This is a genomic window from Rhodothermales bacterium, assembly GCA_040221055.1.
Classification (GTDB): Bacteria; Bacteroidota; Rhodothermia; order Rhodothermales; family UBA10348; genus 1-14-0-65-60-17.
Genome location: JAVJVN010000014.1, coordinates 154,554 through 164,539 on the forward strand (window position 1 = coordinate 154,554; position 9,986 = coordinate 164,539).

At 58.3% G+C, this 9,986-nt stretch carries 14 protein-coding genes; 10 read left to right on the forward strand and 4 right to left on the reverse strand.

Features of this window, described 5'->3' with window-relative positions:
* The first annotated feature begins 1 nt into the window (after position 1).
* From RIE53_08315 to RIE53_08350, 8 genes are all read left to right on the forward strand, one after another.
* Entirely contained in the window at positions 2–1,258 is a 1,257-nt protein-coding gene (locus RIE53_08315) for a hypothetical protein (GenBank protein MEQ9104686.1), read from the forward strand.
* Positions 1,259–1,262: 4 nt separating this feature from the next.
* Complete coding sequence (locus RIE53_08320; GenBank protein ID MEQ9104687.1) at positions 1,263–1,574, forward strand: hypothetical protein; 312 nt, start codon at positions 1,263–1,265, stop codon at positions 1,572–1,574.
* A 43-nt stretch (positions 1,575–1,617) separates the two neighbouring features.
* Positions 1,618–2,448: an SCO family protein gene (locus RIE53_08325; GenBank protein MEQ9104688.1), complete on the forward strand. Its 831-nt coding sequence runs from the start codon at positions 1,618–1,620 to the stop codon at positions 2,446–2,448.
* Between the two features lie 10 nt (positions 2,449–2,458).
* Positions 2,459–3,382 carry a cytochrome c oxidase subunit II gene (gene coxB / locus RIE53_08330; protein MEQ9104689.1) on the forward strand — a complete coding sequence of 308 codons (924 nt, stop codon included), beginning with the start codon at positions 2,459–2,461 and terminating at the stop codon, positions 3,380–3,382.
* A gap of 3 nt (positions 3,383–3,385) precedes the next feature.
* Entirely contained in the window at positions 3,386–5,047 is a 1,662-nt protein-coding gene (gene ctaD, locus RIE53_08335; protein MEQ9104690.1) for a cytochrome c oxidase subunit I, read from the forward strand.
* 37 nt (positions 5,048–5,084) lie between these two features.
* Entirely contained in the window at positions 5,085–5,756 is a 672-nt protein-coding gene (locus RIE53_08340) for a cytochrome c oxidase subunit 3 family protein (protein ID MEQ9104691.1), read from the forward strand.
* A gap of 5 nt (positions 5,757–5,761) precedes the next feature.
* Complete coding sequence (locus RIE53_08345) at positions 5,762–6,160, forward strand: cytochrome C oxidase subunit IV family protein (GenBank protein MEQ9104692.1); 399 nt, start codon at positions 5,762–5,764, stop codon at positions 6,158–6,160.
* Positions 6,161–6,232: 72 nt separating this feature from the next.
* Positions 6,233–6,550: a hypothetical protein gene (locus tag RIE53_08350; protein ID MEQ9104693.1), complete on the forward strand. Its 318-nt coding sequence runs from the start codon at positions 6,233–6,235 to the stop codon at positions 6,548–6,550.
* A 41-nt stretch (positions 6,551–6,591) separates the two neighbouring features.
* On the opposite strand, the gene RIE53_08355 is transcribed toward RIE53_08350, so the two are convergent.
* On the reverse strand, positions 6,592–7,209 hold the full coding sequence (locus RIE53_08355) for a 5'-methylthioadenosine nucleosidase (GenBank protein MEQ9104694.1): 618 nt from the start codon (positions 7,207–7,209) through the stop codon (positions 6,592–6,594).
* A gap of 65 nt (positions 7,210–7,274) precedes the next feature.
* On the opposite strand from RIE53_08355, the gene RIE53_08360 reads away from it, so the two are divergent.
* Positions 7,275–8,231 carry a methylenetetrahydrofolate reductase gene (locus RIE53_08360; GenBank protein ID MEQ9104695.1) on the forward strand — a complete coding sequence of 319 codons (957 nt, stop codon included), beginning with the start codon at positions 7,275–7,277 and terminating at the stop codon, positions 8,229–8,231.
* On the opposite strand, the gene ybeY is transcribed toward RIE53_08360, so the two are convergent.
* Positions 8,173–8,637, reverse strand: a complete 465-nt coding sequence (ybeY, locus tag RIE53_08365) for an rRNA maturation RNase YbeY (protein MEQ9104696.1) — start codon at positions 8,635–8,637, stop codon at positions 8,173–8,175. The genes RIE53_08360 and ybeY overlap by 59 nt on opposite strands.
* On the reverse strand, positions 8,637–9,080 hold the full coding sequence (locus tag RIE53_08370) for a hypothetical protein (protein ID MEQ9104697.1): 444 nt from the start codon (positions 9,078–9,080) through the stop codon (positions 8,637–8,639). The genes ybeY and RIE53_08370 overlap by 1 nt, the downstream gene beginning before the upstream one ends.
* A gap of 140 nt (positions 9,081–9,220) precedes the next feature.
* On the opposite strand from RIE53_08370, the gene RIE53_08375 reads away from it, so the two are divergent.
* The gene (locus RIE53_08375; protein MEQ9104698.1) at positions 9,221–9,643 is read left to right on the forward strand and encodes a DUF423 domain-containing protein; all 423 of its coding nucleotides are present in this window, start codon (positions 9,221–9,223) and stop codon (positions 9,641–9,643) included.
* On the opposite strand, the gene RIE53_08380 is transcribed toward RIE53_08375, so the two are convergent.
* Positions 9,609–9,968, reverse strand: a complete 360-nt coding sequence (locus tag RIE53_08380; protein ID MEQ9104699.1) for a hypothetical protein — start codon at positions 9,966–9,968, stop codon at positions 9,609–9,611. The two genes, RIE53_08375 and RIE53_08380, sit on opposite strands and share 35 nt — an antisense overlap.
* Positions 9,969–9,986: the final 18 nt, after the last annotated feature.

The window sequence follows — 9,986 nt, forward strand, 5'->3', positions numbered from 1 at the left end:
TATGGGTATCAAGAGAAGCAATCCATTGGTCTGGCTGGTTGACCCGCTTGCACCGACGTCTGCCGATGCGAAGGAAGCCTATCGGTTCTCCTGGTCCCAGATGGCCTGGCTCGTTCCGCTTGCCATCGGCATTGCCGGGCTGGCCGTGTCTGCCGTCGGTTGGGCTACCGATCCGAAGCAATTCTACTTCTCCTACCTGGTAGGATGGGTATTCTGCCTCTCTCTGGCGCTCGGGGGGCTCTTTTTCGTGCTCATCCAGCACCTTACCAAGGCCCGTTGGAGTGTCGTCGTGCGACGCATCCCCGAGGCGCTGTTGTGGTCCTTTCCCATGTTGGCCATTCTGGGTATCCCGGTCATCCTGGGCATGCACGACCTGTATCATTGGACGCACGCTGAGTTGTTCGACCCGACCAACCCGGCCTACGACAAGGTCATCGCCGGCAAGGAGCCGTACCTGAACACGCCATTCTTCCTGGGTCGCCTGGCATTCTACTTCATCGTATGGAGCATCGTGTCCTACAAGCTCTATACGCGGAGCATTGCCCAGGACCAGGACGCCGATCCGTCCATTCCCGCCAAGCAGCGGTTCACGGCCGCCTGGGGCCTGGCGCTGACGGCAATCACGGTGGCCTTCGGGTCGTTTGACATCCTGATGTCGCTCGATCCCCACTGGTTTTCCACCATCTTCGGCATCTATTTCTTCGCCGGTGCCTTCATGAGCATCATGGCGGTCACGGCATTCACGGCCATGATGCTCCAGCGCAAGGGCATGCTGAAGGGCGTGGTGACAGTGGAGCACTACCAGGACCTCGGTAAATTCCTGTTCGGGTTCGTGGTGTTCTGGGCCTATATCGCCTTCAGCCAGTACATGCTCATCTGGTACGCCAACCTGCCTGAGGAGACCCTGTTTTTCCGGCACCGGCTGGAGCACGGATGGGAATACCACAGTGCGGCACTGCTGCTCATGCACTTCATCCTCCCGTTCATGATCCTGATCGGGCGCTGGGCCAAGCGCTCATTGCCCATTCTCGGTTTCATGTGCATCTGGCTGCTCGTCATGCAGTGGTTCGATCTCCACTGGATTGCCATGCCCATCCTGCATGACCATCATGCCATGATCAGCCTGTACGATGTCGCTGCCTGGTTTGGCCTGACCGGTGTGTTTGTTGCCGCATTCATGTACCGGCTCAGTCGCCACGCGCTGGTTCCGCAAAACGATCCAAACCTTGGCGCATCCATCGCCTTCAAGAACTCCTGATATCATGTCTGAACATCATCATGAAGTCGGCGTCGAGCCCGAGGGCATAAGCGCAAGTGTCATCTTCGGAACCGTCATCCTGTCGGTGGTCGTCATTCTGGCACTCGTGATTTTCGGGTTCGCGTATTCGGGTCTGCACTTCAATGAGGCGGAACTGGCCTCGACCGAGTTCACCGGCTACCCCCTGAAGGCGGAAACCGCCATGAACGGAGCGGCACTGTTGGACGGATATGAGCAGGTGGATGCGGAGTCGAATATCTATCGAATCCCGATTGAGCGGGCCATGGAGCTCGTTGTAGCGGAATCCAATCAATAGCGTGTCGGTTCACCGGAATCCCCAATCATCTTTCCAACCCGGAATGCGCGGTCTGTTCGTCCTGCTGGTGCTCGCGATTGCGCTCCTGCCCGTGGCTTTCTCCGCCCGTGCCCAAACGGCTGCACCAAGTGCGCTGAAGGGTGTCGGGATCCAGGAGCAGCTTGGGTCTGTGCTTCCAATGGACGCAACGTTCCAGGATGAATCGGGGGAGACGGTGCCGCTGGCTTCGTTCTTTGGTTCGGGTCGCCCCGTCATCCTGAACTTCGTCTATCACGACTGCCCCATGCTCTGCAGTGTCCTGCTGGAGAGTTTCACGCAGACGATGAAGGAAATGGAGTTCACCGCCGGAATGGATTTCGATATCCTGACCGTCAGTTTTTCGGCGCTGGAGACACCGGACCTGGCGGCGCGACAGAAAGAGCGCTACCTGGGCTTGCTCGGGCGACCGGAAGCTGAGGACGGATGGCATTTCCTGACGGGCACGGAGGAGCAGATCGCTCAACTGACGGACGCCACGGGCTTCGACTTCAAGTGGGTCGCGTCGCGGAGCGAATTCGCCCACGCCGCCGCCCTGATTTTCGTCTCGCCGGACGGAACGATCACACGATATCTGCACGGTCTCTATTTTGAGCCCTCCAACGTGCGAAAGGCACTCGTGGAGGCCTCCGATGGCAAGGTCGGGTCGACCGTGGACCAGATCCTGTTGTACTGTTTCCAGTACGACCCGACGGCAAACTCGTATGTCCTCCATGCCACCAATCTCATGAAGCTGGGAGCGCTGCTCACCATCCTTTGTATTGGTTTCGGGATTTGGATGCTGCGTCGTCGCGAGCGCAGCAAGGTGGCTGCGCGACTCTCACATGTAAACTCTTAACCCCACTCCTATGGGCGAGAATGGAATTTGGCTGCCGGACGCATCATCCACCCTTGCGGGTGAGGTCGATGCGTTGTTCTGGTTCGTGTTCTGGGTGAGCACGATCATATTCGCAGCTGTCGTACTCACGAAACTCTGGTTCGTCTACACGCACAAGCGGAAATCCCAGTCCGAGGTCCCGCAGCCTGTTCATGAGAGCAAGTTACTGGAGGCCGTCTGGATCGTGCTGCCGACCATCCTGGTCCTCATCGTATTCACGTGGGGATTCAAGGTCTACGTGAAGCTTTACCAGGCCCCACCGGACTCCTATGAGATCACGGTCCGGGGCAAGCAGTGGGTATGGGAATATGAATATGCGGAAGGCGTATTGACCGCCGGGGATCTGTACGTTCCCGCGAACCGTCCCGTCAAACTGAACATGAGTTCCGTGGATGTCCTGCACAGTTTCTTTGTCCCGGCCTTCCGGGTCAAGATGGACGTTCTTCCCAACCGGTATACGTCGGTCTGGTTTGAGGCCAACGAGCCCGGGGAGTATCAGATCTATTGCACGGAGTATTGCGGAACGGCCCATTCCGGCATGCTGGGCAAGGTGATCGCCCTGAATGAGGAAGATTTCCAGGCCTGGATCCAGGAGCAGAGCCAGGATCTGCCGCCGGTTGAATTGGGCGCGCAGGTGTTCGGCGTCCAGTGCGCGGTCTGTCATGCCATTGACGGTACGCAGAAAATCGGCCCGGCCCTGAACGGCTTGTTCGAAAAAGAGCGGCGGTTCACGGACGGATCCACGGCCATTGCCGACGAAAACTACATCCGGAACTCGATTGTGAATCCGGCCAGCCAGGTGGTGGAGGGCTTCAACCCTGTCATGCCGCCGTTCAACACGCTCAGTGCGAAGCAGGTCGATGGTCTGGTCGCGTACATCAAGACGCTCGAATAACCTATGTCAGTCAACTACCTGAATCACGACAAGTCCATCAAGTCGTGGCTTCTGTCGCTCGATCACAAGCGCATTGGCATCATGTACCTGGTGGCCGTTGCCTTGTCGTTCCTGGGCGGTGGCATCCTGGCCATTCTGGTTCGTACGGAACTGTTGGCGCCGGGGCAGACCATCATGAGCGCCGATGCGTACAACCAGTCGTTCACGCTGCATGCCGTACTGATGATCTTTGCGTTCATCATTCCGGCGGTCCCGGCGGTCATGGGCAACTTCGTGCTGCCCATCCAACTCGGGGCCAAGGACGTGGCCTTCCCGCGACTGAACCTGGCCAGCTTCTACATCTACCTGGCCGGAGCCGCCATTGTGCTCTCCGCCCTGGCCGTTGGTCGGATTGACGGGGGATGGACGTTCTACGCGCCCTATTCCATGACCATCGGGGACAGCATCCTGTTCATAACGGCCGGTGTGTTCGTGATGGGCTTCTCGTCCATCCTGACGGGTTTGAACTTCATTGTGACCATCCACAAGATGCGGGCGCCAGGGCTCACCTGGAATCGCCTGCCCCTCTTCATCTGGTCCATTTACGCCACGTCGATCGTCCAGGTGCTGGCCACGCCGGTCATCGGTATCACCATGGTGCTGCTTTTCCTGGAGCGCCTGCTCGGCATCGGTATTTTTGACCCGGCTTTGGGTGGAGACCCGGTCCTGTTCCAGCACTTCTTCTGGTTCTACTCCCATCCGGCCGTGTACATCATGATCCTGCCCGCTTTCGGGATCATTTCCGACCTCATGGGGACGTTTTCCCGTCAGCAGGTTTCCGGATACAAATTCGTGGCTTTGTCTTCCGTCGCCATTGCGTTCCTCGGGTTCCTGGTCTGGGGTCATCACATGTTCGTGTCCGGCCAGTCGGCTGTCTCTTCGGTGGTGTTTTCATTGATTACGTACCTGATCGGCATTCCGACCGGTGTGAAGGTCATCAACTGGGTCCAGACCATGCACCGCGGCTCGGTATGGCTCCAGACGCCCATGTTGTATGCGCTCATGTTCCTGTTCACCTTTTCCATTGGTGGATTCACGGGCGTGATGCTGGGTGTGTTGGCCGTGGACGTTCATTTGCATGACACCTATTTCGTCGTGGCGCACTTCCATTACGTGATGATGGGCGGCAACGTGATTGCGGCTCTTGGCGGATTGCACTACTGGTGGCCGAAGATGACGGGCAAGATGTTCAACGAGACGCTTGGACGGATTGGTGCCGCCCTGGTATTCATCGGGTTCAATACCACGTTCTTCCCGCAGTTCATCATGGGCACCCAGGGCATGCCGCGGCGCTACTATGACTACCTTGAGCAGTTCACGAACCTGCATGTCCTGTCGACGATCGGTTCGTACATCCTGGCCGTCGGTCTTTTCCTGATTGCCGGATATCTGCTCCATTCGCTGTTCCGTGGTCGGAAGGCACCCGCCAATCCGTGGGGTGGCTTGACGCTGGAGTGGACGCATACGACCACGCCACCGCACCCCCACAACTTCGAGGAGACGCCTATTGTGACCCGTGGCCCGTACGACTATCATCTGGCTCCCGAGCTCTTCCAGAAGGGTGAGGGGGATGGATTCGGCAGTGAAGTCGTTTCCGTGACCCCTTCGTCCACCCACTCCGACTGACCAGACATCGCCGCCGGAAATCATCCTTACGCAGAACATGGCTTCACACGCTGACCATCCAGCCCACCTGCAGCACCATTTTGTGTCGTCCGAACAACAGTTCGACTCGGCCAAGATGGGAATGTGGTTGTTCCTGATCACGGAAATCCTGCTTTTCAGCGGAATGTTCGTGGCCTACACCGTTTACCGGGTATGGTACCCGGAAATGTTCGCTGGCATGGCGGAGTTGCTGGACTGGCGACTGGGCGGTCTCAACACGCTGGTGCTGCTCGCGTCGTCCTTCACGGTTGCGCTGGGCATCCACTACGCCCAGGTGGACAACAAGAAGGGACTGGTCACGAACCTGATCCTGACGTTCGTCTTTGCCTGTATCTTCCTCGTGGTCAAGTATTTCGAGTACTCGGCCAAGATTGAACACGGAATCGTGCTGGGAGACGGATTCGCTCCTCACGGTGTGTCCCACGGGGTGGACTATGCGTCGTTCGATGTCCCCATGGCCCAGCAATTCTTTTCCATCTACTACGTGATGACGGGCATCCATGGATTCCACGTGCTGGTCGGAATGGGCCTGTTTGCGTGGATTACGGTGCGTGCCATCAAGGGGGAGTTCTCCAGTGCGTATTACACACCGGTAGAGCTCTGCGGTCTCTACTGGCACCTTGTTGACATCATCTGGATCTTCCTTTTCCCACTTCTCTATCTCATTTGAGCGCCATGTCCCACGCAGAACATCACATTACACCCATCAAGACGCTCGTCCAGGTTATCCTGGCCCTGTTTGCGTTGACGGTGCTGACGGTTGTGACATCACGAATGGAGCTTGGCGCCCTGGATGTCCCGGTGGCCCTGGCCATTGCCCTGTTCAAGGCAGGACTGGTTGTCACGATCTTCATGGCGCTCAAATATGACAACAAGGTCAACTCGGTGGTTTTCGGCGTAGGTGCCTTGTTCGTGATCGTCTTTCTTTCGTTCACGTTGTTCGACACCATGTTCCGGGGCGATCTGTCCAATACGACCAAAGGGACCATCCTTGAACAGCAGGCTGCCGAAGAGGCCCTTCAGGCCCGCGAGCCCGACCCGTCTGCACTCCAGTTCAACCGGGTTATTGAATAGGGTTGGTAACCAAACGAAGGGCTTCGTCGTCTTACAGGTGTCCCTGAACACCAATCTGTCGATACGTCCCGGATGTGGACCCTATTCATTGTTACAGGCGCTTCCGTACTCTTCCTGATGATCGTTTGGGTGGTCGTCACGGCCATCCGGATCGTCAAGCCGGAGTCCGAAGTCCTGCATGACGACGATCGGCTTCGTTTCGTCCGTCTGCGCACCCGGTCCGGAGCCCGGGTTTCCGTTCGCTTCAGTGACATCCGCGCGCTGGAACGGGAGCGAGAACGGGCCCACGCAGGCACCCATGGGGAAGAGCATGCCTACACGTGGCTCGAAGGCGCATCCATGGGAATCCCCGTGGACTGGTATGCCGATCTGGAGGTGAGGAGGAACTGACCACGGTTCAACGCGAGACTTGGGTATGGCCTGGGTCCGCGTCAGTCGTTCGCTTTCAGCAACGCGGGCAGGCGTTCGTTCAGGAACTTCGAAAGTCCCTGGTACGAGGCATTGAGGGTCTTCCGCAGATTGGCATCCTCGACGCCCATGTGGCCTGAGACCACCTTCAGGATCTGGCACGGCGTGCCGTGAGTTGCCGCCACGTAGGCAACCGCATAGCCGGTCATATCGCTCATGTCGGCAATCCGCTGCCAGTAGCTGAGCTCGGACGCGCCCTGGACAGTGTGGTCCTGCGTTACCAGTGTGCCTTGCGCGAGGTGTTCGAAGGGCACCGAAAGCGGCATTCTGGGATACGTCGGGGCCGACAGCTCAATACGATCACCCTCAAAGACCTGGGAAACGGAAACCAGATCTCCTACGTTCAACTCGTTCGAGAGAGCCGTACACGTGCCGGCGTGGAGGATTTTGGATAACTTCGTGGACCGCAACAGGCGTTCCGTCCGGAGGGCCCCCTTGATTTTCCCGATGCCCGCTATGGCCACAAGGATGTCATCGTCATGGAAATGCTCTCCTTCCGAGAGGCCGTCGAAACGGCCGCGCTGCCAGGAGGCCAGGAAAGGTTGGGCTTCTTCAACCGTGGAAAAAACGATGCCTATCATTGAACAGCACTGCTGCTGGGAAGTACGCTTGGGAAAGGTTGTAAGAAACGAATATTCAGGCCGGTATGAAAGTCACGGAGCTGCTGGAAAAGGCCCAGGCGCCACAAATATCCTACGAGATCGTCCCTCCGCGCCGTGGGGGAACCGTAGCTGAAATACTGGAAATCGTGGATGGACTCAAGGAGTTCAATCCGCCATTCATAGACGTCACGTCCCATTCGGCCCAGGTGTACTACGAAGAACAGCCGGATGGCTCGTGGCGGCGGCATGTGAAACGCAAGCGGCCTGGCACGTTGGGTCTGTGTGCAGCCATCAAGGGACGGTTCGGGATCGAAACGGTGCCCCATCTGCTGTGCCGTGGATTCACCAGGGAGGAGAGTGAGGATGCGCTCATCGAACTGAACTACCTCGGGATCCACAATGTGATGGCACTGCGTGGGGATGACAGTGGCTTTCGCAAGCCCATCAGTGGGGACCGCACCCGGAATGAGTATGCGATTGAGCTGGTCAGTCAGATCATGGACATGAACCGTGGGGTCTATCTGGAAGAGCTCATCGGGGCGTCACCCACGGAGTTCTGTGTGGGTGTGGCGGGCTACCCGGAGAAGCATTTCGAAGCGCCCAACCTGTCCTGGGACATCCAGAATTTGAAAGCCAAGGTGGAAGCCGGCGCCGATTATGTGGTGTCACAGATGTTCTTCGACAACGCCGCCTTCCTGGAGTTCAACACCAAGTGTGATGAGGCCGGAATCCGCGTGCCCGTTGTGCCCGGGCTCAAGATCCTGACGAGCAAGCGCCAACTGAAATCCCTGCCGTCCACCTTCCACGTCCATATTCCGGAAGAGCTGGCTGCCGAAGTCATGGAGGCCAAGGATGAGCATGTCGCAGAAATCGGCATCCAGTGGGCGCTGCGGCAATCCGTCGAATTGTTGGAGGCCGGTGTGCCCTATCTGCACTTCTATATCATCCAGACGCCGGAACATGTCCGGAGAGTGGCGCAGGAATTGCATCGCCTGGCGTGAGGTAGCGATTCTCCAGGGCGGTCATCAGGCGGGAGCCCTCGGCCGTTGCATCGTCATGTCCGGCCAGGTGGAGCAGGCCGTGGACAATGTACCGGGCGACTTCCTGCCTGACCGTGGTGTTGAATTCTACACAGCGTTCCCGAGCAGTCTCCACATCCACGTAGACTTCGCCCTCCAACCCGGCCTCACTCTCTTCGACCACGAAGGACAGGACGTCGGTATCGTAGTCGTGGGACAGCCATATATTGTTCAGTTCCGTGACCAGTTCGTGCCCGGCGAGAATGATTCCTATGGACGCCCAGCGGACAGATTCACCGGCCATGACCCGTTCGACCAGCAGGAGGGTCTCCTCCTCGGTGGGCAGATCGTCCTGGTTCGGAACAACCACGTCGAAAAGGAACACCATCAGCCGAGATCCCCGAAAAGGTCTTCCGTTACCGACAGGGCCACCGTACTCATGATGAGTTCAGGGGGCAGTTGGGTAAAGTCGGTGGAGAACAGGGCCGTATCCACGTTCGCATACAACGAGCAGCCGGCCTCCCGTTCCACGACGAGGCCATTCGCGGTATCCCCGCTCCGGGCCACGAAGATCACTTCTCCCAATTCCTGGCTGGCCTTGAAACCCGTGCATCCCTGGATCTGGAGAAAAGAACTGGCTGCGTAGACGGAAACCAGGCTGGTGACCTCGCCATCCGGCAATACCACCGGATCGTGGATTTCAAGCGTGATCCGTCGTCCGCTCGAAGCGTCCGACAACTCGAAACGGGCCATATCATCCGTGCGCTTGCACGTGACGCCCAGCACCTGCTCAATCCGCTCGATGTCGGAGTTGGAAAACGAGTAAGCCATGATGGAATGGGGTCCCTTTTGGGTACAAATCAGAAGATAGACGCGGTCCGGCCCAAAAACAATGCGAAGCCGATTCGTGGCAGGACCCGTCGGGGAGCATGTCCGTATGGTACGCTTTCCACCCGACAGGTTGCAGACCGATGATGAACAACCGATTGAAAGCCATCCGCTGGGGCATGACCGGGGCGTTGCTGGCAGGCGCAGGCGTGGCATTGGGAGCGTTCGGCGCGCATACGCTGGCCGACGTCCTTTCCGTGGAACGCCTGGAAACCTATGGTACCGGTATCAGCTACCTCCAGTATCACGCACTGGCCATCCTGGTTGTGGCATGGCTTGCCGGGAGACAGGATCTCGCGGAGGCGTCCGTCCGGTTGCTCTTCCGTGCGGCCCAAGCATTCGCCCTGGGCATCCTGTTTTTCACGGGCAGTCTGGTCACCCTTTCCGTCACCGGCATCACCTGGCTGGGTGCGGTCGCACCTGTGGGTGGCGTCGCATTCATGACCGGGTGGGTGCTGACGGCCGTCGGGATCAGCCGATCTCGTCTTCTTCGAACAGAAGCGTGATGCTCGGGGACAGGTTGTGCTCCTCCGCCAGTTCCAGCAGGACGCGGGCCACCTTTTCGGGGTGGTCATACGTTCCGACTTCACGGCTGTCCACAGCAAGGGCATATCCGATATCATCGGCCGAGCCGGCTTCGTAGTCTTCCCATTCCGTGGCTTCTTCCAGCACGAACAGGCCGTCTTCCGGCGCGAACGAGGCCACGTAGCGCTCCTTGTGGGCGTGGGTATCGACCAGGCTCAGGTTTCCGAGCGCTTCATATTCCTCGTCGTAGAACAGGGTTTCGCCAATGAGGCGAAGGGCGAAGGCATTCAGATTGAATGTGGACATGGTCGTATACGGGCAAGA

Coding starts and splice junctions, on each gene's coding strand:
- RIE53_08315 (MEQ9104686.1), top strand. CDS start 2: ATGGGTATCAAGAGAAGCAATCCATTGGTCTGGCTGGTTGACCCGCTT.
- RIE53_08320 (MEQ9104687.1), top strand. CDS start 1,263: ATGTCTGAACATCATCATGAAGTCGGCGTCGAGCCCGAGGGCATAAGC.
- RIE53_08325 (MEQ9104688.1), top strand. CDS start 1,618: ATGCGCGGTCTGTTCGTCCTGCTGGTGCTCGCGATTGCGCTCCTGCCC.
- coxB (MEQ9104689.1), top strand. CDS start 2,459: ATGGGCGAGAATGGAATTTGGCTGCCGGACGCATCATCCACCCTTGCG.
- ctaD (MEQ9104690.1), top strand. CDS start 3,386: ATGTCAGTCAACTACCTGAATCACGACAAGTCCATCAAGTCGTGGCTT.
- RIE53_08340 (MEQ9104691.1), top strand. CDS start 5,085: ATGGCTTCACACGCTGACCATCCAGCCCACCTGCAGCACCATTTTGTG.
- RIE53_08345 (MEQ9104692.1), top strand. CDS start 5,762: ATGTCCCACGCAGAACATCACATTACACCCATCAAGACGCTCGTCCAG.
- RIE53_08350 (MEQ9104693.1), top strand. CDS start 6,233: ATGTGGACCCTATTCATTGTTACAGGCGCTTCCGTACTCTTCCTGATG.
- RIE53_08355 (MEQ9104694.1), bottom strand. CDS start 7,209: ATGATAGGCATCGTTTTTTCCACGGTTGAAGAAGCCCAACCTTTCCTG.
- RIE53_08360 (MEQ9104695.1), top strand. CDS start 7,275: ATGAAAGTCACGGAGCTGCTGGAAAAGGCCCAGGCGCCACAAATATCC.
- ybeY (MEQ9104696.1), bottom strand. CDS start 8,637: ATGGTGTTCCTTTTCGACGTGGTTGTTCCGAACCAGGACGATCTGCCC.
- RIE53_08370 (MEQ9104697.1), bottom strand. CDS start 9,080: ATGGCTTACTCGTTTTCCAACTCCGACATCGAGCGGATTGAGCAGGTG.
- RIE53_08375 (MEQ9104698.1), top strand. CDS start 9,221: ATGATGAACAACCGATTGAAAGCCATCCGCTGGGGCATGACCGGGGCG.
- RIE53_08380 (MEQ9104699.1), bottom strand. CDS start 9,968: ATGTCCACATTCAATCTGAATGCCTTCGCCCTTCGCCTCATTGGCGAA.